This is a genomic window from Roseivirga sp. (genome assembly GCF_965216855.1).
Lineage (GTDB): Bacteria > Bacteroidota > Bacteroidia > Cytophagales > Cyclobacteriaceae > Roseivirga.
Genome location: NZ_OZ244204.1, coordinates 4,073,955 through 4,097,062, shown reverse-complemented (window position 1 = coordinate 4,097,062; position 23,108 = coordinate 4,073,955). Strand labels below are relative to the sequence as shown.

The window sequence follows — 23,108 nt, the reverse complement described above, 5'->3', positions numbered from 1 at the left end:
CTTGAGCATCCGGGTTAAAATATTAGGTTCCAACTCTGCAACACCTGCACATAGAAGGCACCACACCTCTCAGTTGGTGAATGTAGAAGGGAAGTACTACCTGATAGACTGCGGTGAAGCCACCCAGCTTCAGATGAAGCGATATAAACTGCGGGCTCAACGAATCAATAACATATTTATATCTCACCTACACGGTGACCATTACTTAGGTCTTATGGGGCTTTTGTCTTCCATGCATCTCATGGGCAGGCACAAGCCCCTTAACCTTTATGGCCCCAAAGGGCTGGCCGAGATCATTACCCTTCAACTGAAGTATTCGGAAACTGTATTCAATTACGAGGTGAACTTCGTTGAAGTCGATACTGAGAAGCACCAACTTATCCATGAAGATGAGCTGGTGTGTATCTACTCTATTCCCCTGAATCATAGAATTCCTTGCAGTGGCTTTCTGATAGAGGAAAAGCCAAAGAACAGAAGAATCAGGCGTGAAGCAATACCGGAGGATTTCTCTGTCAGGAATATTATCAGACTCAAAAAAGGCGAAGACATTTATTCTGAGGACGGGAAACTGCTTCATAAAAACGAAGACATGACACTTCCGCCCCGTCAGTCCTTTAAGTATGCTTATTGTTCTGATACCAAATACGATGAATCTATCATCCCGATCATTGAAGGGTCTGACATGCTCTATCATGAGTCTACCTTTCTGGAAGAACACATGGATCGTGCTTCAGTGACCTACCATAGCACCGCAAAAGAAGCAGCTACTATCGCCAAAAAAGCCGGGGTTGGTAAACTTCTTCTCGGACACTTTTCGGCACGCTACAAAGAACTGGAACCCATACAAGAAGAAGCAAGAGAAGTATTTGAAGAATCTCATTTGGCCATTGAAGGGGAAGAGTTTATCTTAGATAGCTAAGACCATGGTTCAATCCATCCTCAAAGACAAAAAGACCAATCTCTTTATTATCCTTAGTGGCATTTTCATAACCAATGCCCTCATCGCTGAATTAATTGGCGGTAAAATATTCTCAGCCGAAAAGACACTTGGTTTTCAACCTTTGGACATTCCCCTGTTCGGTGAATTTGCCATGCAGTTTAACCTCACCGCTGGTGTTGTCCTATGGCCGGTAGTGTTTATTACCACCGATATCATCAATGAATACTTTGGTAAAAAAGGCGTCAGGAGAATTACCTACATCACGGTTGGTCTGATTGCTTATGCCTTTCTGGTCATTTATTTAGCGATGAAACTGGCACCTGCAGATTTCTGGCTTTCTGTTAACGCCACGAATGAACAAGGAGAAGCATTTGACATCAACTACGCTTTCGAAAAAGTACTCTCTCAGGGGCTGAACATTATTTTTGCTTCACTTGTAGCCTTTGTAATCGGGCAATTGGTCGATGTTTCTGTATTCCATCGCCTGAGGAAAATCACTGGACCTAAAAAGATATGGCTTCGAGCCACAGGCTCAACCCTCATTTCGCAGTTGATTGACAGCTTTGTGGTCTTATTCGTGGCATTCTATATCCTGGGCCCCTGGAGTATATCACAGGTATTGGCAGTAGGTATTACTAACTATGTCTACAAATTTCTGATAGCTATACTGCTCACCCCCATTCTCTACGTGGCCCATTACTTCATAGATAATTACCTAGGCAAAGAAACTGCTGAAGCCATGATGGAAGAGGCTAGCGCACAGGATGCCTAACCCCTGAAAAAGTTATCCAAAACCACTGCTGTAGCTACTGCTACATTCAGTGATTCAGCCCCTCCTCTACCGGGTATTTTGACAGGGTCAGTTACGAATGGTCTCAATTCTTCTGAAATTCCATGAGACTCACTCCCCATTAAGACGATCCCATCCGTCAGGTCCGTCTTGTAAATGGATTCTCCTTCCAGCAAAGCTCCATAGACCTTCTTGTCTGATTTACTGAGGTAATCCTTCAGATCGGCATACATTACATTCACCCTGGTAAATGAGCCCATGGTAGAATTAATGACTTTGGGGTTGTACACATCGGCCGTATCCATACTGCAGACCAGTGTCTTGATGCCATACCAATCAGCTATTCTGATGATTGTTCCCAGGTTGCCGGGATCATTGACAGCATCCAGGGCGAGAATAAGGCCCTTCTCTTCAACTACATTTCGGTCCTGACCCGGTATTTTAACAACAGCAATCCCTGTATTATTAGACTTGAAAGTACCTACCTGAAGAAGGTCAGTTTCCTTCGCTTCAATAGTCTCCTTGGCTTTACTTTTGAGATTTTCGGCCAGAGAGCTTAAATATGCCGAAGTACCTATGAGAGCCTCTACTTCGAAGTCCGATTGAAGCACTTCTTCCACACCTTTGGCTCCTTCAACCAAAAACTTACCTTCTGTCTGTCTATATTTTTTTAATTGCAGAGATTTAAAGTACTTTGATTGGCGTTTAGATAGCATATCGTTAGTCGTTAGTGAAGCTCGGAAATCAACTATTCTTACTTTTTTTCTTTTCCCTTTTACTGGCCTCATGTACAGGAGTCAAATACCTTGAAACCGGTGAGAAGCTGTTGTATAAGCAACGCATTGAGGGTGTAAAAAAAGCAAATAAAAATGAGATCAGCGACCAGATCTTGCTGGAACCTAATACAAGATTTCCTATTCTCGGCCCTGTCGGAGCTCATATCTACGAAACTGGTGAAAGGGCATTCGATTCAGCAAAAGTCGCCAATAAAAAAGCAGAGTTCATTGAAAAAATAGATGCCCGAATAGCAGAGCGTGAAGCTAATGGCAGGAAGACCAAGAAACTGGTCTCCAAAAAAGAAAGGAAAGTAGACCGCTATGACAAAAAGTTAAGGCTGGGTAATGGACGCATGAGAACAGGCTCACCTCTGGCAGTCTATGACAGCACACTGATTGCTCAATCTGCTGTACGCATAAGAAACTATTTGCTTAGCAAAGGATTTCGCAAAGCTGAAGTCCAAGTGGAAACCAAAGAAAGCCGCAGAAGAGTAACTCAGACCTTTGTGGTAACCGAGGGTAAAAGAAGCTTTATCGATAGCCTGAATCTTAGAACTGGAGATTCAACCATCACCAGGATCATTACAGAATCGAGTAACGAATCCTACCTTAAAGTAGGTGAATTTTATGACCGGGAAGACCTGGAAAATGAACAGGCCAGACTGGACTTGCTCCTCAGAAACAACGGCTACTTTGAATTCAGCAGAAGGTTTGTCGAATTCGAAATAGAGTACGCGCCCAATGCCGAAGACCTGTGGGTTACCACACTGATCAATAAACCGGCAGACAGGAATTTTCACAAGCAGTACACTCTTGATTCCATTGTGGTGAACACTAACGGAGCGGAAGAAATCAGGGAGTCGAAGTCTTATCTGGATGTGAAGTACAACTATGGTACTTTCGATTATTCGCCTAAGGTTCTCGATACCCGTTTAAAGTTCGACCCTCACCAACCCTATCGATACTCTGATGTTGTGAACACACAACGGCAGTTGCTCAATATGGATATGTTCCGGTTCGTGAACATTAACTTCGATACAACTCTGGTACGTGATAAATTCCTGGCAAATATCTATACTGCTCCTCTTCAGCGCTTCCAGCTGACTCAGGAACTGGGAATTAATTTTACTGAAGGAAGACCGGGGCCTTTCTATAGCCTTTCCTTGAGGAACAGGAACACCTTCTCAGGAGCCGAAATTATGCAGTTTAGTGGCTTCATCGGTTCTGACGGTATATCGGCAGCTACCAACCAGGGATCTGCCCTGAATATCTCCAACCTGCAATATGGCGCCAATATAAGCCTCACCTTCCCTCGCTTTGTGACACCTTTTAACTCCCGAAACCTGAGCCGGAGGTCCTTTAATGCGCGAAGTACGCTAACACTGGGTTACTCCTTCACTACCAGACCCGAGTACTCCCGAGGTAACCTTAATGGTGCCTATGGTTATTCATGGCAAAACGAAGAATCGACCAACAGCTATAGACTGAATATCTCAGAGATCAACCTGATCAGGACCACGTTTATCAGTGATGCCTTCCAGAAACAGTTAGATGACCTGGAACTACAAGGAAACACCCTTGCCAATGCATTTGATACGGCCTTTGTTTCCAGTTCATCTTTGAATGCTATTTTTAACAGTAATTATGGCAACAAAACTTCCCCCTCAAACTATCTAAGGCTTTATGTTGAGGCAGGAGGAACCATCTATAACCTGATTGGAACCGGAGTCCTGGACAGAGATTCGCTTACCTATTATCAGTATGGAAAAGTTCAGATAGACTTTAGAAAGCATATACCCCTTTCGCAGGAGTCGTCTTTGAACTGGCGGGCAAATCTTGGCTATGCACTCCCCTACGGTGATAACAAGGCACTTCCCTATGAGCGATATTTCTTCACCGGAGGCAGCAGTAGCAACCGTGCCTGGAGCCCAAGACGTTTAGGGCCGGGTTCTGCATTCCCTTATAAGCTTGATGAGAATGGCAATAACGTGGATGAAAATGGTGAGTTGGTACCGGATAGAACAGGAAGGGACAGCTATCGCTTTGAACAACCGGGCGAGATTCTACTCGAACTCAGTATGGAGTACCGAGGCAATATCACCGGCTTTATTGACTGGGCCTTTTTTGTTGATGCTGGAAATATATGGCGTTTCAAAGATTTTGAAACAGCAGCCGGACAAACCTTAAGAATCTCATCGGGTGGAAAGTTTGAACTGAACGACTTCTATAATGAAATAGCCGTTGGGGCTGGTATTGGTTTACGCTTCGACTTTAGCTTCCTGGTATTCCGTTTTGATGCCGGGCACAAAATTAAAGACCCTCGTTTTCCTGAGGGTCTGCGTTGGCAAAAACCATTTACCCGAAGCGGACAAACGGCTTGGAATATAGCCGTTGGATTTCCTTTCTAGTAATTTAAGAGCTGCGCCAATTGAGCCTCCACCTTTTCAGGAGTTGGCAGCATAGCTTTCTCTAAATCTACATTCAAGGCAATAGCAGGCAGATTCTCTGCACCATAAGCCATTACCGGAGCATCGAGGATTTGGAAGCAGTGTTGCGATATTCTACCAGCCAGTGACTCTGCGAACGAGTTAAGCAATGGCTCTTCAGTCAATACTAAAGCCTTGTTATGACGTCCGACAGATTCCTTCACAGCATCCCAATCCAGTGGATTAAGCGTTCTCAAGTCAAGAATTTCCACTCTTCCTTCAAAGTTCTTACTGGCCGCTTTGGCCCAGTAAACACCCATTCCGTAGGTAATGATTACGCAAGATTCTCCATTCTCTATGGCTTCTTCGCTTGCTTCCTGCTCAATTCTGGCTTTGCCTAGCGGCACAATATATTCTGAATCAGGCTCAAAGGTTTTAGCCCCCTCAGTCCCCGGTACTTTAGACCAGTAGAGACCTTTATGTTCTAGCATTACAACCGGGTTAGGATCGTGGAATGCGGCTTTGATCAGGCCTTTCATATCTGCTGCATTGGAAGGGTACACTACTTTGATACCTCTGATATTCAACAGGGTAGACTCTACGCTACCTGAGTGGTATGGGCCTCCACCTCCATAGGCACCAATTGGCACTCTAATGAGGGATTGTACAGGAAATTTACCCATACTCAGGTAGCAACTTTTAGATAGTTCCTCTACCAATTGGTTGATACCTGGCCAGATATAATCAGCGAACTGTATTTCAACGATCGGTTTAGCCCCTACAGCAGACATACCTGCAGTAGACCCGACAATATAAGCTTCCTGAATAGGTGTATTGAAGACTCTCGAGTCGCCATACTTTTGAGCTAAAGTAGCAGCCTCTCTGAACACACCACCCAGTGTACCCCCTACATCCTGCCCATAAAATAATGCCTCAGGATTATTTTTAAGGATATCATCAACCGCATGCAATGCAGCATCAACCATCACTACCTTCTCGGCTCCTCTAGGCTTACGTTCGCCTCTTTCTTCCGTGATAGGCGTTGGAGCGAACTCATGGTCCATCACTGTTGATGGGTCCGGATCATCTGCATTCAACGCTCTGGCATATTCTGACTGAACAAAGGCCTTAGCCTCATCTTCCAACTTTACCAGATCGGTTTCTTTAAAACCAACCTGCTTCAGTGCTTTTCTTAGTTGAGGAATGGGATCACTTTTCTGATGTTCATCCAGATCATGATCTCCTCTATACCATTCCTTTCTTACACCGGAAGTATGGTGGCCCAATAATGGAGTCTTGGCATGTACAAGGATTGGCTTTCTATTTTTTCTTACATAGTCGAAAGCAGTTTGCATACCCTGGTAAGCATCAGTGAAGTCTGCTCCATCTACACGCATGCGTTTCATACCTTTGAATCCGGCAGCGAATTCATAAGCATCCATGGCGCGCATTTCCTTACCTGTTGCGCTGATACCCCAGTCATTATCCTGGATGAGATACACAATGGGTAATTGGTGAAGAACGGCCATCTGCATGGCTTCAGATACTTCTCCTTCGGTGACAGAGCCATCACCCAAAGAACATAGAACAACCGACTTATTATTACCTCCTAAAAGGCCTTGATTCTCTAAATAGTGTAACCCATGTGCCATGCCCGTAGCCGGGATAGCCTGCATACCCGTAGCTGAACTTTGGTGTGGAATTACAGGAAAGCCTTCTCTTCTCAATGATGGGTGTCCGTAATACGTTCTACCTCCTGAGAATGGATCATCTTTTTTACCAAGTAATTGAAGCATCAATTCATAGGGCTGCATACCTATTCCCAGAAGAATAGACTCATCACGGTAATAAGGAGCTGCAAAATCATATTCCTTGAGTTGAAAGCCGGCCGCCAATTGAATCGCCTCATGTCCTCTTGAAGTACTGTGGACATATTTGCTACACACCGCCTTGTTTTCATCATAGAGTACAGCCATATGATAGGCTGTTTGCATCAGGCGATAAGCCTTCTCAAGTATAGTTTTAGGAATTTGAATTTCTTTCGTCTGCTTTTCTTTCTTGATCTCTTTAGTCAAATCCATGGGTGTTGCTTTCGAGCCTAAAGTTAGGCAATAATTCAAACCAATACTGAAAAACCTACCGATCGTTAGGTTTCTTTTATCAAACTCCTCTGAGTAAGAAAGTGTTACGAGAAGCGAACATAGTTTTGGTTCATATTCTTAGACATTAACGCTATTTTTACGGCATGTCTCAAGTCACCAAAGAAGATATAGCAGCAGTTTTCAGAAATATCCAGGATCATATCTGCAAAGAACTGGAACGTACTGACGAACTGGGGAAGTTTATTGAGGATAAATGGGAAAGACCAGGAGGAGGCGGTGGCCGAAGCCGTGTGATCCGCAGTGGCAATATCATTGAAAAGGGCGGTGTTAACTTCTCTGAAGTCTATGGGAAGACTCCTGAAAAGATCCTCAACTCTTTTGGACTGACTGAAGGCGACTTCTTTGCTACAGGCGTTTCCATTGTTTTACATCCTGAGAATCCATGGGTGCCAATTATCCATATGAACATCAGATACTTCGAAATGTCTACGGGTACCTATTGGTTTGGTGGCGGAATCGACCTGACTCCTCATTATATAGATAAAGATGATGCACGACATTTTCATCAGCGATTGAAAGCAGTCTGTGACAAACATGATCCTGACTACTATCGAGAGTATAAACAATGGGCTGATAACTACTTCTTCATTAAGCACAGAAATGAGACCCGTGGTATTGGTGGTATCTTCTTCGATCATCTTTCAGCAGATGACTCCAAAAGTAAAGAAGATATTTTTGCTTTTGTTAAAGATGTAGGGTTGAGCTTCGCCCCAATCTATACTCACTTTATGAGTAAAAACTCAGTTAAGCCCTATGGCAAAAGAGAGAAAGACTGGCAGATGTCGCGAAGAGGTCGCTATGTTGAATTCAACCTGGTACTCGACAGAGGAACCAAATTTGGCCTGGAAACTGATGGCAGAACAGAATCTATTCTGATGAGCTTACCTCCTATGGCCGGATGGGAGTATAATCATCAACCCATCCCCAATTCTCCTGAGGCCAACACGCTGGCTACACTGAAAAAAGGAATCGATTGGCTGGCATGATCAAGACACTGGAGACATGGGATAAGGCACTGTTTCAAATACTAAATGGTGCACATAACAGCTTCTTTGATGCTTTAATGCCCTGGATTAGTAACAAGTATGTCTGGATTCCGCTCTATGCCCTCCTGCTCTTCTACATGATCAGAAAGTCGGGTTATCCGGCATGGCAGATTATTATTGGCATCATAGCACTCATCTTTATAAGCGACCAGTTAGCCTCGGGAGTGCTCAAACCCTGGGTGGAGCGACTCAGGCCTTGCTATGACCCTGATTTAGAAGGAAATGTGCACTTGCTCAAAGGTTGTGGCGGACAATATGGTTTCGCTTCTAGTCATTCCAGTAACTCATTTGCCATAGCCATGTTCTGCTGGTTGCTACTAAGAGATAGCATCAAGCATATATGGCTGCTGTTTATATGGGCAACAGTAGTCGCTTATTCAAGAGTGTACCTAGGGGTCCATTTTCCGGGAGATATTATTGTTGGAGCCTTGATTGGTTTGTTGAGCGGAATTGTGGTTAACTTCGCGCTGAAAAAATTAAAGAGGGCTAACTAATGGGAAAGAAAGACGCCATTGTTTATCAATACTTCAAAAGGGTTTTCGATGATTATCAGGTATTGGTATCAGTAAATCCCATAGACTTTTCAGGTACCGAGCTTATCATTCATCCAGATGGCAAAATCGAAAAGACAGAAATGCAGTTCGATGAGGACATCTTCGAAGATCTGGAAGTTGATGAATTCAAGGAAAGCAGTCCGCTTGAATTCCAGCTTTATATGAAGCAGGATTTCTTTACCCGGGAGGAAGATTGAAGAACTCCTCCTTTGTCTATCCGGTGGCAAAAGGGATTTTATAAAAGCAGGTATTAGTATTTTTGATCCCGAGGTACGAGGGATCGGCCTATTCTATTAATCCTGACTGATCTTATTGTTAGGCAGATACTTCGGCTGCGCCTCAGCATAAAGAGATCAGATACACTTGATGTTGGTTCTAAATATTCCAAAGCAAAGACTTATAATATTCTGCTTTTTCATCCTGAAGGATGAGAAATTCTATTAAAGCCAATGTTGACATTTCTTTTTATCCCGAGGTAACGAGGGATCGGCCTGATCTATCAATCTTGACTGATCTTATAGTTAGGTAGATACTTCGGCTCCGCCTCAGCATAAAAAGATCAGATACACTTGATGTTGGTTCTAAATATTCCAAAGCAAAGACTTATAATATTCTGCTTTTTCATCCTGAAGGATGAGAAATCCTATTAAAGCCAATGTTGACATTTCTTTTTATCCCGAGGTAACGAGGGATCGGCCTGATCTATCAATCTTGACTGATCTTATAGTTAGGTAGATACTTCGGCTGCGCCTCAGTATAAAAAGATCAGGTACACTTGATGTTGATTTTAAGTATTCCAAAACAGTTACTTCACTTTCATTGAGTTTAGTCACTCTTTCTTGCACCCTAGCATAGGAAATCTATAAATCATGACCCTAAAAACAAGTATTCATTTTACTCTTTTTATTAAATTAAAAATTATTTTTTTAAAATTATTGAACAAAGTATTTTACATATACATTACAACAAATCCGAACAGGTCAGTTCTATACATAGGACGCACGGATAACCTGCTTCAAAGGATGACTGAACATTGGATTAACCGAGGTCAACCAGAAACCTTTGCAGGCAAATACTATTGCTACAATCTAATCTACTATGAAGAAACTCCTTATGTACTTAATGCAATTCATAGAGAGAAACAATTAAAAGGTTGGAGAAGGTCTAAGAAGGAAGAATTGATCAAACACTCAAATCCTGAACTAAAATTTCTGAATAATGAAATCATGGAATGGCCTCCCGTTAATCCTTTTCATAGAGGGGAGTTTTATAATTGAGATAGTACATATGTTCTACCATCTTTCAATTATGGGCAGATACTTCGGCTACGCCTCAGCATGAAAAGATCAGGTACACTTGATGTTGATTTTAAGTATTCCAAAAAAGCTAAATCACTTACCTAAATACTTACTCCTCTCTTTCTACTCTGTCCACAAATGATCCTGTTACAGCAAAACTTAGTGTCTCTTTCCATCCAGAGGTAACGAGGGATCAGCCTTACCTTAACCTTTACTGACCAGATAACTAGGCAGATACTTCGGCTGCGCCTCAGCATAAAAAGACCAGGTATGCTTGATATTGGTTTTTAGTATTCCAAAAAAGCTAAATCACTTACCTAAATACTTACTCCTCTATTTCTACTCTGTCCACAAATGATCCTGTTACAGCAAAACTTAGTGTCTCTTTCCATCCCGAGGTACGAGGGGTCGGCCTTACCTTAACCTTTACTAACCAGATAACTAGGCAGATACTTCGGCTGCGCCTCAGCATAAAAAGATCAGGCACACTTGATGTTGGTTCTAAATATTCCGAAGCAACGACTTGTAATATTCTGCTTTTTCACTCTGAGAGATGAGGAATTCTATGAAAGCTGATATTGACATTTCTTTTTATCCCGAGGTAACGAGGGATCGGCCTTACCTTAACCTTTACTGATCAGATAATTAGGCAGATACTTCGGCTGCGCCTCAGCATAAAAAGATCAGGCACACTTGATGTTGGTTCTAAATATTCCGAAGCAACGACTTGTAATATTCTGCTTTTTCATACTGAGGGATGAGGAATTCTATGAAAGCTAATATTGACTTTTCTTTTTATCCCGAGGTAACGAGGGATCGGCCTTACCTTAACCTTTACTGATCAGATAATTAGGCAGATACTTCGGCTGCGCCTCAGCATAAAAAGATCAGGCACACTTGATGTTGGTTCTAAATATTCCGAAGCAACGACTTGTAATATTCTGCTTTTTCATACTGAGGGATGAGGAATTCTATGAAAGCTAATATTGACTTTTCTTTTTATCCCGAGGTAACGAGGGATCAGCCTAATTTATCAACCTTGATTTATTCCCTCAATTTGTAGATACTTCGGCTCCGTCTCAGCACTAAAAAGTCAGAGACACCCGTTAGCTAAAGCAAATTCTTCTCAAAGGCGAATCTCACCAAACCAGCCAGGTTTTTAACCCCAAGCTTATTAATGATATTCTTTCTGTGAGTATCCACTGTATAAGAACTGATAGACAGCTTATCGGCAATCTCATTGGTGGTGTGTTCCAGTGCAATCAGTTTCACTATTTCCACTTCCCTTTTAGTAAGCTGCACTTCATTGATGGCTTCCTGAGTTTTTTCCAGACTCTCCATCAAGGTCTTGGTCACCGCATCGGTATAATAAGTACCTCCATCATAAATCTCTGTAATAGCATGCATCAAATCCTTCTTTCCGGCATTCTTCAATACGCAGCCTTGTACCCCTTCCGCAATTAACTGCTTAGTAAACTGAGGGTTGTTATGCATAGTCAGAATTAAGGTCTTGATTTCCTGTCCTCTTTGTTTCAAAGCACGGACTAGTTCTATCCCATCCATTTCAGGCATATTGATATCCAGCAGCAGTACATCTGGCGACTCTGTTTCCAGCTTACGCAGTGCCTCCACCCCATTGAGGGCGTATCCTACAATCTTCACTTCCTCCACTTCCGAAAAAATGGAAGAAATCCCATCAATCACCACCTGGTGATCATCCACTACAAATATCCTAATCATCTTCTATGGGTATATCAATTGAAACTGAAGTACCGGCACCTTTACCGGAGTCTATATGAAAGCTACCATTAAGTTTATTAACTCGTGCTTTCAGATTGCTTAAACCAATCCCTCCTGATAAAGAAGGAGCCTTCGGGTCAAAACCTTTACCGTCATCTTCCACGATCAGGTTGACTTTCTTCTCTTCATCATTTCTGATCAGCTGAATATTGGCCTCTTTAGCATCAGCATGCTTTAAGATATTACTGATCAGCTCCTGTACAATACGATAAGATTGAAGTTCCTGCTCACTATTGAGTGCCCCTTCGACATTGTGTGCGATAAGGTTGAGTTTGATCTCACCGGATTCATTGATACGATCTGTCAAATCTTTCAAAGCTGGCATAAGGCCGAATTTGGCCAACACTCCCGAGAGGAGGTTATGTGAGATATTCCTTACCTCTCCGGCCGCAAGGTCAAGCAGTTCACTGGCCGTAAGGAATTTCTTTTTGCCGGGATTGTCTTCAGGCAGTTTCTCCTCTACTGCACTAAAATGCAATTTGACCATAGACAGGATTCCACCGAGTCTATCGTGCAGGTCGATGGCAACACGTTTTCGTTCCTGCTCCTGACCTTCAAGCACTCCCTGAAGGGAAGCAATCTCCTGCTGTTGGAGCAGTTCATCAATGCGCTGCCTGTTAAGTTCTTCGTTTTTAGCCGCAATGGCCTTAATGTTTTTGCGTCTTTGGTCAATGATATAGAGCCAGATGGAGAAAATGATCAATAATCCCCCGGCAACAAACATGGTAATGTTCTTACCTCGCTCCTGTTCCAGTGCTCGCACTCTTTGTTGCTGTGCTTCTAGCTCGAGGTTGGTGGTATTGTATTTCTCTCTTAAGTCAAGTAGCTTATTTTCAATATCATCAGAGTAAAGTCTTTGAGTGATATTGTTTGACAAATACATATAGTTCAATGCCCTTTCATATTGTCCTTTTCTCTGGTAAGTAACTGCTAATCCACGAAGAGCTCTAAAACCAGGGTCAGAATAATCAAGTGAATCACTCAACACCCTAGATTGTTGAAAATAGTGCTCAGCACTATCGAGCAATGAATTGTAATGGTCCAAACTATCCAATGACTCCAGAAACAAATAATAGTCACCAACCATAAAAAGTCTTCTGGCCAGGTAATTCATATTTCCAGCGAGACGATACAGGTTAGCTGATTCTTTGCTTAATTCAATTGCAGACTCATAATCGTTTAGGTTAGCATAAGCTGATGACATTCCAGATAAAGTAGTACCCAAAGCAAAAGTGTCACCTCGTTCTCTTTGATATGACTCTACTGATCGATAATAATATAATGCCGAATCAATTTGGTTATTGCGCTCCTTTATTATTCCAATATTATAGGTAGCCACCATTTCCAAAGAAAGGTTTTCAGCTAACCTGGCATATTTGATTGCCTCCAAAGCTTCATCTAATGCAAACCCATTTCTCTGTGTTGAAAGATAAGTAGTGGAAATTTCAATGGAAGCTCTAGATAAATATTCAAAGTTATCTTCATTAGAAGCTAACTTCTTGAGTTTCAACATTACATATAGAGCTGAATCATATTTTGATTCAGCTCTATATTGGCTACTGAGTTCAACAAGTTTATGAAAAGATTCATCCTGTTTTGGGAGAAAACCTATCACACAAACTAATAAGACACAAACTAGCTTAGTCGAATTCATTAATTTAATTATGATCAATAATATGAGGCATAGAATCAAGTACCTCCACCACCTTCACCACCAGTTCCTGCTCCGGACCCTGATCCACCAGATCCAGAACCAGTACTGTTAGAACCATCCGGATCATCCGGATCTGGATCGTCAGGATCTGGCAATCTATTTAAAAATGTTGAGTTGAGGTGTCTGAATAGCACCTCTTCTGATCTGTTGAGTTGTTTTAACATTGAAATATTGCTTTAGTTAAAGAAAAAAAGAAGAGGAAGCCAATCCAAAAGTATTGTCTGAGTTCTTTGGTTGAGTATCGTGGGTGGTTATATACAAATCAAGTTCTTCCTTGTTGATTTGAAAATACCTAAATCTAGGTATTTCGATCATTTTTTCACCGGACATTTCGCCATTAATAATTTCTTAATACCTTTGCCACCCAATGGCAGAGGGATGCGACCAGCTCCTGCTGAACTCCCCCAGGCTGGGAACAGAGCAAGGGTAGGCGGTTGTAGCGGTGCGACATCCTGATGCCTTTTTTTATTCCCCTGTTTATCGTAATATCACGATAAACTTTTCCAACTATGTCAGTATACCTGGCCGAGTTCATCGGCACCGCAATTCTACTCTACTTCGGCAACAGTATTAATGCTGCTACCACCCTGAATTTTTCTTATGCCAAAAGCTCAGGCTGGGTCATCACCACCATTGGCTGGGGCTTGTCGGTTACCTTCGGAATTTATGCCGTAGGCAATATCAGCGGAGCCCATATCAATCCTGCCGTGACCACCTCACTGGCACTTGCCGGAGAGCTGGAATGGCACCTGGTACCGGGCTATATCATAGCACAAGTGTTAGGTGGTGTCTTTGGTGCCACACTGACCTGGCTTCAGTACCTTCCACATTGGAGAAAGACCGAAGATCAGGCTGCCAAACTGGGCGTATTTAGCACAGCAGGCGCAATTGATCAGAAAAGTGCCAATCTCGTCAGTGAGATGATGGGCACCATGATACTGATTATAGGCCTGATGATGATAGGTGCCAATGAATTTACAGAAGGACTTAATCCATTGGTTGTTGGTGGGCTCATCACATTAATTGGTATGGCCCAGGGAGGCTCAACAGGTTACGCCATTAACCCTGCGAGGGATTTCGGTCCGCGATTGGCTCACTTTATTCTTCCTATTAAAGGTAAAGGAAGTTCCAACTGGGGATACTCCTGGATTCCCATTGTCGGACCGATTATAGGAGGCGGAGCTGGTGCCGGACTTTATTACCTCGTATTTAAAGATGGAACCAATTTACTGGGCTGGGCGGCTATTGGCTTAATGCTCATTGCCATTATTTATGCGGTTATTGATGAATCGAGGAAATAAGCCACTATGAAGATCCGTAAGATTGAGTTCTTTAAAGCCAGGATTAAACTCAAAAAGACTTTCATTACTTCTTTAGGAAGACGAGACTATACCACCAGCATTTTTGTAAAAATAACCACTGTCAAAGGACTTACAGGTTGGGGTGAGTGTAGTCCTTTCCCTCCTATTGTCGGTGAAACCCCGGAAACCTGTTTCATTGTCGGTAAAATGCTGGCTGAGCAACTAATTGGTGAAGACCCATCTGATATCAATCGGGTAGTTACCATCATGGACAAAATGATCTATGCCCATACGGGGATAAAGTCTGCCATTGAAATCGCCTGCCAGGACCTTTCTGCTCAGAAAGCCAGCCTGCCGCTCTACAGCCACCTGGGTGGCCAAAAAGACAAGACTATACGAACTGATTTTACCATCAGCCTCGATGAGGTAGATGCCATGGTACAGGATGCAAAAGATCGGGTAGAACAGGGTTTTAAGACTCTGAAGATAAAAGTCGGTGATAACTGGAAAACTGACATTAAGAGGCTTCAGTCTATACGGGAGGCCGTTGGCCCGCACATTGACTTAAGAATTGACGCCAATCAGGGCTGGAAAAAGAATGAGGCCATCAAAGTGCTGAACGAAGTGGCAGGCTTGAACATTCAGTACTGTGAAGAACCGATCAACAAAAGAAAGTACTTTCAGTTAAAAAAGGTCATCAACAATAGTCCTATTAAGATCATGGCCGATGAATCCTTAATGGATCATATCGATGCTCAGAAACTGGTAAAAGGTCGTTACTGTGATTACTTCAACATTAAGCTGGGTAAATCGAGCGGTCTGCATAAGGCCGGAAAGATATTGGAGATTGCAGAGAAACACGGTATTCTTACTCAGATCGGTGGTTTCGTAGAGAGTCGCTTGCTTTTTACAGCCAACTGCCATCTCGCTTATACCTCCGCCCAGGTCAAATTCTTCGACTTCGACAGTCCATTATTTCATGAATTCGATCCTATCATTGGTGGAATGGAATATCAACCAGACTGGACCATTACCATTCCTGAAGAACCCGGCTTAGGTCTGAAAATTGATAACGACTACCTGAAAGAATGTGAAAGCATGGTGGTTGAATAAATCAATTTCCTTAAATTCATACCTGAGACTCTACAGCTAAGCGGACACACATATCTAAACCAAAATGTGATGTATATGAAAAAGTTACTCCTGGCTACTCTCCTGCTGTTCTCCGGTACAGTTCATGCACAAAATCTGGAAACCAATTTTGTTTGCACATATGGAGAAGGTGCAACACCCGACTTGCTGTGTATGGAGATGCAGCGTTCTTTCGCCAGCGGCAATGATGCCAGCGAAGCTTCCAAAAAGATATTAAGAGTATTGGGCCTTGCCCCCAACTTCATTATGGTGCCTTGTCCAAATATCAACAACTGTGCGGCCGTTACCCTGAATGACGGGTTCAGGTACATTGTCTACGATAAGGACTTCATGCAGAAAATTTCGAATACAGCCAGTAATGACTGGACTTCAATCAGTATTCTGGCCCATGAAATAGGTCATCACCTGCAAGGACATACCCTGAGAAGAACGGGCAATGAAGAGTCTCGCAAAATGGAGCTTGAAGCCGACCGATTCAGCGGTTTTGTGCTACAAAAACTCGGAGCGAGCATCAGTGATGCTCAGGCAGCTATGAATGCACTGGGTCATCCTACTGACGATGTTTACTCAAGCCACCCGGCAAAACACAAAAGACTTAATGCCATCAGAGAAGGATGGAATGATGCAGCTGGTATTACCAACACTCCTACCACTACTACCCCTGAAACCACCACCAAGATCGATGTAGCTGATCTGGATGTTGAGGTATCAGATGCCACTTCATTAGACTATCATGATATCATTCAATCAGAAGGTTTCCCAATGCTGGGAGATTCCTGGAATGCAGGTTACAACTACAAAGCTGCTGTGTATGACTACAACCATTGGTATGTATTCATGAGAAAAGGCTTTGGTGGCTGGCAGGCCTACAGAAGAAGAGATTATTTCCCTAAAGATGAGATTGCCGAGTTGTGGGATAAAAACAACTCCATTATCACCAGTCTCGACTATTATAATGACGAGTGGAGTCTGCTCATGACTTCATTCGATGATAAATTCATTAAACAACGTTGGGTAACTGATGGAGACTTCCCTAAAGAGAAGATCACAGAAGCCTGGGATGAAGACTATTACATTACTGAAGCTGCCTATGGTGAGGGTAAATGGGCGATCATCTTTAATAAGACCACCAACTACGAGCAGTTCACTGATCAGATGTATGGACGCTATGAAGAGTTCCCCAAAGATAAGATCAAAGAATACTGGGATAAGAGCTGGTTCATTACTACACTCAAGTACCTCGATGGTCAATGGTTTCTGGTCATGACGAAATATGCCAACCGAACGGCTAGCAATTATCAACAGCGTTGGAACAAGACTACTGAGTTCCCAATGGACAAACTCTTGAAAAACGATAATGAAGGACTAAAACTTCAGGCAGTTACTTATGGAGACGGCTTCTGGGTGACTGTCATGGAGAAATGGCGTTAAACGACTGTCCATTCCCAAAATGGGAGTCCATATTGGAGTACATTCCCAATATGGACTCTTTTTTTTATAAAAACCGCTTATATGCGCATTCTGGGGCATGGTCTCATTCTTGCCTTACTGTTGGCATAAAACAACAGTAATATGAAAAAAGTCAAAAACACAAGAAAGTCAAACAGAACGTTCATCGTAGTATTAGGCACATTAGCACTGTTCATGAGTTATCAGACGCTTATTGGCCTGATGGTGGGTTAATGATTAAATCAGTATAACCAAAGCTTCACCACCACCAACTTACAATGTCCTGTTGAGGACAGCCGACTACTAGCTCCTTGAGAGCAACACACCAGCCCCAGGCAGGTCTGACCCTGATTCAGACATTCAAGGCAAAATCCGACACCACTATTTCCTTACCATTCTGTCGAAAATGACAGATAGGTTCTGTCTTGTCAACTCAATAGGACAGTTTCATTAACTCCATACAAAGGCTTCCCCCTTCTCTCTATTATCACATCTATAAACTAATGTCTTTGAAAGGATTAGATTCTCATTTTCATGTTTCTGACTTACCAAAAAACACTAGCTTTGTTAATCAATCATTTAACCTAAAAAACAGAAAATGAAGTTCTTTATTGATACCGCAAATTTGAGTGAGATTCAGGAAGCATATGACCTGGGTGTCTTGGATGGTGTTACTACCAACCCTTCTCTAATGGCGAAAGAAGGTATTGCCGGTCATGACAAAGTAATGGCTCACTACAAAGCCATTTGTAATATTGTCGATGACAATGTGAGTGCCGAAGTTATTGCAACTGATTTTGATGGCATCATTAAAGAGGGTAAAGAACTAGCCAAGATTGACGATAAGATCGTTGTGAAGGTGCCAATGATTAAAGATGGTGTTAAGGCCATTAAATACTTCACTTCTGAGGGTATCAGAACCAACTGTACACTGGTATTTTCTGCAGGTCAGGCGCTTCTGGCTGCCAAGGCCGGGGCTTCTTACGTTTCTCCATTCATTGGCCGATTAGATGACATCAGCTATGATGGATTACAGTTAATTCAGCAGATTGTCGATATCTATGACAACTATGGATATATCACTGAAGTATTAGCGGCTTCTATCAGACATACCATGCACTTGATACAATGTGCCGAAATTGGAGCCGATGTGGCTACATGTCCACTTAAAGTAATTACCGGCCTATTGAACCACCCACTGACTGACAAAGGACTTGCTCAGTTTCTGGAAGACCATAAGAAAGCCAATGGATAAAACATTAAGTAAAGCTCCGGGTTATTCAAATATCCCGGAGCTAACATCAGAAATGTATATTATCAAGGTAAAAGGCAAGGCCAAAATTCCAGATTACATACAGTTGCGCGATGAGAACTTTGTACTTATTGCCTACTTTAGAGCTGATCGTCCATTAAAAAATCTGGATAAATATGGACTGGACGGTAAAGAAACAGCGTTAAAACAGTTGATCAGTGAACTACCTTTTGGTAAACTTCAAAAACTAGAAATCTAGATGACTTTTTCCGGTGAACCTATCGTACGTATTGTAGATGCCAGCATTTTTCAGGAAGACACTACCATACTCAATAATATCAACCTCAAAATTGACAAAGGTGAATTTGTCTACTTAGTAGGCCGAACCGGAAGTGGAAAAAGTTCTTTGTTAAAAACCCTCTATTGTGACCTCCCTCTCTATATGGGAAATATCAGAATAGCAGGTTTTGATATCGAAAGTATCAAACGATCACATGTCCACCAACTTAGGAGAAAACTGGGCATCATTTTCCAGGATTTCCAGCTCCTACCCGACCGTAACGTTGCTGAGAATATTTACTTTGTGATGAGAGCAACTGGCTGGAAGGATAAAGCCAAAATGAAGAGCCGTCTGGCTGAAGTATTGATGAGAGTTGGACTAGGTGCTGTATCTAACAAAATGCCGCATCAGCTTTCAGGAGGTGAACAACAAAGAGTTGTAATTGCCAGAGCCCTGATCAATGAACCAAGCCTATTAATAGCCGATGAGCCTACAGGAAACCTCGATCCGGAAGTTTCTGATGGTATATTCAAGACTTTTTTGGAGATCAACAAAAGCGGAACCGCTGTATTGATGGCTACCCATGATTTCAAACTCATAGAGAATTACCCTAAAAGAACGTTAAGGTGTGAAAACGGAAGGGTGATGGATTCAGCTGTTCTCGAACAAGCCTGATTACATCGATAGATCTACAACTTCCTTCATTTCTTCAGGGAGTTTCTCTCGTTCAATCTTCTCTAATCTACTGTCCATTACCTTGAGCTTCTGTCTTAGCAGGTGCACTAATCTTTCCATTACCTGCTCAGAGGGCTGACTCTCCAGAAAGAGGGCTTTCAGGTCTGAGTAAATTTCATCCAGCTCCTTCATTTCCACTTCCAGATACATAGTAGCTTCCTTTGGACTCATTTCTGATTCAAGTCTTTCCTGTTTATTAGCGATCAAAGAAGTGTAGAAAGTCTCAAGCTCTTTGAATTTCTCAACGTTGGTAGCTTCCAGTTCCGGAGTTTGCTGAATCTGGTATCGGTCGACCATAAGAAACCCAACAGCACCCAAAAGAAGGAATACCGCAGCCTTCCAATACCAACCTACTCTATTTACTTTTGGCGCATCATTAAAATGAAGTTGTTGTTCAATAACTTCCCAGCTTTTCTTGCCCGGCTCAGCTGTATCGAATGCTTCACGATTCTCACCAATGAATTGCTCTAACTGATCTTTACCCTGCATATTTCAGTTCCTCCTTTAAAATATCTCTCAATTTCTTTTTTGACCTGTTGAATTGCGACTTGGATGTAGACTCCGTAATCTCCAATATTTCAGCTATCTCTTTATGATCATACCCCTCAATAAGGTAGAGAGTTAACACCAGTCTGTATCCTTCCGGCAGTCTGGAGATACCTTCTTTCACCATCGCGATGTCGTAACTGACATCATTATCGCGATGTTCTTCCATCAAAGCACCTTCATCTTCCTTGCCCTCTACTGATTCAAAGTCTAAACGTCTCCTCTTCACCAGGTTGATGGCATTATTAATCACAATACGCTTTAACCAACTACCGAAAGACGCTGTTCCTTTAAAGCTGGTCAGATTCTTAAAAGCACTGACAAAAGACTCCTGCAACACATCCTCCGCATCCATTTCATTACCCGTTATCCTAAGACTCGTATTGTACATAGCCTTCGAATACAGTTTATACAACTCATAATGAGCCGATCGGTCCCCTTGCAGGCACCTGTCGATTATAGGCTGATGGATGTTGTGATAACTGGTATTCAATTTCTTAAGGTCATGCTAAAGACAGGGTATACAACCACAGGTTGCATACAGAAATATAATTATTAAAATTCAATTGCTATAAATACAAAGAGGCTGTCCCAACAGTACTAGAATTCGTCATTCTGAATTTACTTCAGAATCAAAAAATTCTGAAAGTAAAACCCAATTGAAGCCTGAAACAAGTTCAGGTTGACGTTAATCTAGCTTTTGAGACAGCCTCTCTTATTAATTCTTTTCTTATAAAACTTAGTTATTCAAGCCTTGAAGACTATTCTGAGCAGCTTCAAAATCAGGACTTATTTCCAACGCCTTGGTAAAGTGCTCTCTTGCCTTAGCCTTATCTCCCTGATCGGAGGCAATGAGACCTCTAAGGTTTTGTAAAGCCGCGGCAAACTTTACCTCCTGAACATTTCCGTCTTGCTTGGCCAGGTTAATGGTCTCATCTGCCTTCACTCTTGAATCCAATATGCCGAGGTTAGAAATGGCGGCATCATACTTATCCGTCATGTATTGAAGGTAGGCCACTTGATATAGTATAGTGGTATTATCCGTAGTCAGCCACATTGACTCATATTGCTCAATGGCCTTGTCGTACAACCTAAGGTTCTCATAGCTAACGGCTGCAATTTCCAGGGCCACCAGGTTATTAGGGTGAATTTTGATCAAATCCATAGATACCAGCGCACTAGACACATATTGGCCATTACCGAAGTATATTTCCGCCAAAGACCTTAAAACTGCAGTATCTCCCGGATTCAATAATGCCATTTCCATCAATGCCTGTCGACTAACAGCTGCATCATTGTATCGCTGAGCTCTGTTATAAAGCGCTACTGCTTTTGCATATTCATTGCTCAAATAAGTACTGTCCTGTGCATAAGTAAGCTGTGCAGAAAACACAAGCAGTGCCGTCAAAAGCAAAAGTTTAATTTTTCTCATTCTATTGGTTGTTATGCTTAGAGTTTACAACAATTAATCCCTTATCCTTACCTAACTCAAGTAAGTATTGATAAGCAATTTCATATTCATTTTGAATTTCACCTTCCAAAACTGCCTCCTTCAACGCCTCTTTCAATTCACCCACTTCTTTTCCGGGTTTTAAGCCGAAGGTTTCCATGATGATTTCTCCGGTGATTACGGGCTGGAAGTTACGAATTTTATCCTTTTCCTCTACCTCCCTCATCTTTTCCTCTACTTTGTCAAAGTTGTTGAGGAAACGCTGAACTTTCTGGTTGTTCTTAGAGGTAATATCTGCCCTGCAAAGGGTCATCAAATCATCTACATCATCACCTGCTTCGTAAAGCAGTCTCCTGATGGCCGAGTCAGTAATCTCATCCTTTACCAATGCGATTGGCCGAAGATGGAGCCTGACCAGCTTTCTTACATATCGCATGGGCTCTCCCATCGGCAGGCGCATTCGTCTGAAAATGGGAGGAACCATTCGCGCACCTTTATCTTCATGCCCGTGAAAAGTCCAACCAATTTTCTTATGGAATCGCTTGGTAGCCGGTTTGGCTATATCGTGTAGAATGGCAGCCCAACGCAACCATAAATCATCCGTATGCTTACTGATATTATCGAGTACCTGTAAGGTGTGATAAAAGTTATCCTTATGCGATTTATCCTCAATAGTCTGAACGCCATGTAATGCGACCATCTCGGGAAATATCTCCTGGAGCAAACCTGAATAAAACAGCAGCTTGAAACCATAAGAGGGTTCTTCTGAAAGAATGATCTTGTTCAGTTCCACAATAATGCGCTCTGCAGATACAATAGCGATACGATCTTTCATTTGCTGAATACCTTCGAACGTATCACCATCAATATCGAACTTCAATTGACTGGCAAAACGAATGGCTCTCATCATCCTCAGCGGATCATCCGAAAAAGTAGTTTCAGGAGCTAATGGTGTCTTAATAAGCTTCGCTTTGAGGTCCTCCAACCCATTGAATGGATCAACCAACTCACCAAATCTCTCCTGATTCAGGCAAATGGCAAAAGCATTGATGGTAAAGTCCCTGCGATTCTGATCGTCCTGCAGCGAACCGTCTTCAACTATTGGTTTTCTTGAATTCCTTTGGTATGACTCCTTTCGGGCTCCTACAAATTCAAGTTCGAGCTCATTGAACCTGATATTGGCAGTACCAAAATTCTTAAAAACGTTAAACGGACATTTCCCTCCTAAGGCCTTGTGCACAGCAGTGGCCAATTCTACTCCACTACCCACGCAGACAAAGTCAATATCTTTACTTTCTCTTTCGAGTAAGACGTCTCTGACATAGCCTCCTACAACATAGGTCTCCAGACCAAGTTGATCGGCTACAGCTCCAACCTTTTTGAATACGGGATCTTTTAAATGTTTGGAAAGGTTCATGGGGTATTCTGCCAAAAGGC

At 42.4% G+C, this 23,108-nt stretch carries 22 protein-coding genes and 1 other RNA gene; 14 read left to right on the top strand and 9 right to left on the bottom strand.

What is annotated here, in order from left to right:
* Nucleotide 1: 1 nt before the first annotated feature.
* Together ACOOEY_RS18045 and ACOOEY_RS18040 are read left to right on the top strand one after the other, a co-directional pair.
* Nucleotides 2-919, top strand: a complete 918-nt coding sequence (locus ACOOEY_RS18045; protein ID WP_420386125.1) for a ribonuclease Z — start codon at nucleotides 2-4, stop codon at nucleotides 917-919.
* A gap of 4 nt (nucleotides 920-923) precedes the next feature.
* On the top strand, nucleotides 924-1,712 hold the full coding sequence (locus tag ACOOEY_RS18040; protein WP_420386124.1) for a queuosine precursor transporter: 789 nt from the start codon (nucleotides 924-926) through the stop codon (nucleotides 1,710-1,712).
* Here the strand turns inward: ACOOEY_RS18040 and ACOOEY_RS18035 are convergent.
* Nucleotides 1,709-2,446, bottom strand: coding sequence for an RNA methyltransferase (locus ACOOEY_RS18035; RefSeq protein WP_420386123.1), 738 nt, complete (start codon nucleotides 2,444-2,446; stop codon nucleotides 1,709-1,711). The two genes, ACOOEY_RS18040 and ACOOEY_RS18035, sit on opposite strands and share 4 nt — an antisense overlap.
* A 14-nt stretch (nucleotides 2,447-2,460) precedes the next feature.
* Between ACOOEY_RS18035 and ACOOEY_RS18030 the strand changes: the two genes are divergently transcribed.
* Complete coding sequence (locus ACOOEY_RS18030) at nucleotides 2,461-4,914, top strand: POTRA domain-containing protein (RefSeq protein WP_420386122.1); 2,454 nt, start codon at nucleotides 2,461-2,463, stop codon at nucleotides 4,912-4,914.
* On the opposite strand, the gene ACOOEY_RS18025 is transcribed toward ACOOEY_RS18030, so the two are convergent.
* Nucleotides 4,911-7,013, bottom strand: coding sequence for an alpha-ketoacid dehydrogenase subunit alpha/beta (locus ACOOEY_RS18025; RefSeq protein WP_420386121.1), 2,103 nt, complete (start codon nucleotides 7,011-7,013; stop codon nucleotides 4,911-4,913). The genes ACOOEY_RS18030 and ACOOEY_RS18025 overlap by 4 nt on opposite strands.
* A 164-nt stretch (nucleotides 7,014-7,177) precedes the next feature.
* Here ACOOEY_RS18025 and hemF point away from each other — a divergent pair, with 164 nt between their 5' ends.
* The 4 genes from hemF to ACOOEY_RS18005 all read left to right on the top strand — a co-directional run bounded on the left by hemF (nucleotide 7,178) and on the right by ACOOEY_RS18005 (nucleotide 9,971).
* Nucleotides 7,178-8,080 carry an oxygen-dependent coproporphyrinogen oxidase gene (gene hemF, locus ACOOEY_RS18020; RefSeq protein ID WP_420386120.1) on the top strand — a complete coding sequence of 301 codons (903 nt, stop codon included), beginning with the start codon at nucleotides 7,178-7,180 and terminating at the stop codon, nucleotides 8,078-8,080.
* The gene (locus ACOOEY_RS18015) at nucleotides 8,077-8,634 is read left to right on the top strand and encodes a phosphatase PAP2 family protein (RefSeq protein WP_420386119.1); all 558 of its coding nucleotides are present in this window, start codon (nucleotides 8,077-8,079) and stop codon (nucleotides 8,632-8,634) included. The genes hemF and ACOOEY_RS18015 overlap by 4 nt, the downstream gene beginning before the upstream one ends.
* Nucleotides 8,634-8,891: a hypothetical protein gene (locus ACOOEY_RS18010; protein ID WP_420386118.1), complete on the top strand. Its 258-nt coding sequence runs from the start codon at nucleotides 8,634-8,636 to the stop codon at nucleotides 8,889-8,891. Before ACOOEY_RS18015 ends, ACOOEY_RS18010 begins: the two co-directional genes overlap by 1 nt.
* 672 nt (nucleotides 8,892-9,563) lie before the next feature.
* The gene (locus ACOOEY_RS18005) at nucleotides 9,564-9,971 is read left to right on the top strand and encodes a GIY-YIG nuclease family protein (protein ID WP_420386117.1); all 408 of its coding nucleotides are present in this window, start codon (nucleotides 9,564-9,566) and stop codon (nucleotides 9,969-9,971) included.
* A 1,131-nt stretch (nucleotides 9,972-11,102) separates the two neighbouring features.
* Here the strand turns inward: ACOOEY_RS18005 and ACOOEY_RS18000 are convergent.
* The 3 genes from ACOOEY_RS18000 to ACOOEY_RS17990 form a co-directional block, all read right to left on the bottom strand.
* A complete protein-coding gene (locus tag ACOOEY_RS18000) occupies nucleotides 11,103-11,732 on the bottom strand; it encodes a response regulator (RefSeq protein ID WP_420386116.1) in 630 nt (209 codons plus the stop codon).
* Nucleotides 11,725-13,305 (bottom strand): ATP-binding protein, encoded by a 1,581-nt coding sequence (locus ACOOEY_RS17995; RefSeq protein ID WP_420386115.1) that lies wholly within the window; start codon nucleotides 13,303-13,305, stop codon nucleotides 11,725-11,727. Before ACOOEY_RS17995 ends, ACOOEY_RS18000 begins: the two co-directional genes overlap by 8 nt.
* Nucleotides 13,306-13,481: 176 nt before the next feature.
* Entirely contained in the window at nucleotides 13,482-13,670 is a 189-nt protein-coding gene (locus tag ACOOEY_RS17990; RefSeq protein WP_420386114.1) for a hypothetical protein, read from the bottom strand.
* Nucleotides 13,671-13,875: 205 nt separating this feature from the next.
* Here ACOOEY_RS17990 and ffs point away from each other — a divergent pair.
* The 7 genes from ffs (at nucleotide 13,876) to ACOOEY_RS17955 (ending at nucleotide 19,615) form a co-directional block, all read left to right on the top strand.
* An RNA gene (gene ffs / locus ACOOEY_RS17985) (signal recognition particle sRNA small type) lies at nucleotides 13,876-13,973 on the top strand.
* Nucleotides 13,974-14,015: 42 nt separating this feature from the next.
* A complete protein-coding gene (locus ACOOEY_RS17980) occupies nucleotides 14,016-14,807 on the top strand; it encodes an MIP/aquaporin family protein (RefSeq protein WP_420386113.1) in 792 nt (263 codons plus the stop codon).
* A gap of 6 nt (nucleotides 14,808-14,813) precedes the next feature.
* Nucleotides 14,814-15,920 carry a mandelate racemase/muconate lactonizing enzyme family protein gene (locus ACOOEY_RS17975; RefSeq protein ID WP_420386112.1) on the top strand — a complete coding sequence of 369 codons (1,107 nt, stop codon included), beginning with the start codon at nucleotides 14,814-14,816 and terminating at the stop codon, nucleotides 15,918-15,920.
* 75 nt (nucleotides 15,921-15,995) lie between these two features.
* Nucleotides 15,996-17,390, top strand: a complete 1,395-nt coding sequence (locus ACOOEY_RS17970; RefSeq protein WP_420386111.1) for a DUF7477 domain-containing protein — start codon at nucleotides 15,996-15,998, stop codon at nucleotides 17,388-17,390.
* A gap of 616 nt (nucleotides 17,391-18,006) precedes the next feature.
* The gene (fsa, locus tag ACOOEY_RS17965) at nucleotides 18,007-18,663 is read left to right on the top strand and encodes a fructose-6-phosphate aldolase (RefSeq protein ID WP_420386110.1); all 657 of its coding nucleotides are present in this window, start codon (nucleotides 18,007-18,009) and stop codon (nucleotides 18,661-18,663) included.
* 52 nt (nucleotides 18,664-18,715) lie between these two features.
* A complete protein-coding gene (locus ACOOEY_RS17960) occupies nucleotides 18,716-18,919 on the top strand; it encodes a fructose-6-phosphate aldolase (protein WP_420388666.1) in 204 nt (67 codons plus the stop codon).
* Entirely contained in the window at nucleotides 18,920-19,615 is a 696-nt protein-coding gene (locus ACOOEY_RS17955; protein WP_420386109.1) for a cell division ATP-binding protein FtsE, read from the top strand.
* Here ACOOEY_RS17955 and ACOOEY_RS17950 read toward each other — a convergent pair whose 3' ends face one another.
* The 4 genes from ACOOEY_RS17950 to ACOOEY_RS17935 form a co-directional block, all read right to left on the bottom strand.
* A complete protein-coding gene (locus ACOOEY_RS17950) occupies nucleotides 19,616-20,164 on the bottom strand; it encodes a hypothetical protein (RefSeq protein ID WP_420386108.1) in 549 nt (182 codons plus the stop codon). It abuts the gene before it with no gap.
* Nucleotides 20,154-20,714: an RNA polymerase sigma factor gene (locus ACOOEY_RS17945; RefSeq protein ID WP_420386107.1), complete on the bottom strand. Its 561-nt coding sequence runs from the start codon at nucleotides 20,712-20,714 to the stop codon at nucleotides 20,154-20,156. Before ACOOEY_RS17945 ends, ACOOEY_RS17950 begins: the two co-directional genes overlap by 11 nt.
* A gap of 246 nt (nucleotides 20,715-20,960) precedes the next feature.
* Nucleotides 20,961-21,653 (bottom strand): tetratricopeptide repeat protein, encoded by a 693-nt coding sequence (locus tag ACOOEY_RS17940; RefSeq protein ID WP_420386106.1) that lies wholly within the window; start codon nucleotides 21,651-21,653, stop codon nucleotides 20,961-20,963.
* A 1-nt stretch (nucleotide 21,654) separates the two neighbouring features.
* The gene (locus ACOOEY_RS17935; protein WP_420386105.1) at nucleotides 21,655-23,088 is read right to left on the bottom strand and encodes a CCA tRNA nucleotidyltransferase; all 1,434 of its coding nucleotides are present in this window, start codon (nucleotides 23,086-23,088) and stop codon (nucleotides 21,655-21,657) included.
* Between the last annotated feature and the right edge of the window lie 20 nt (nucleotides 23,089-23,108).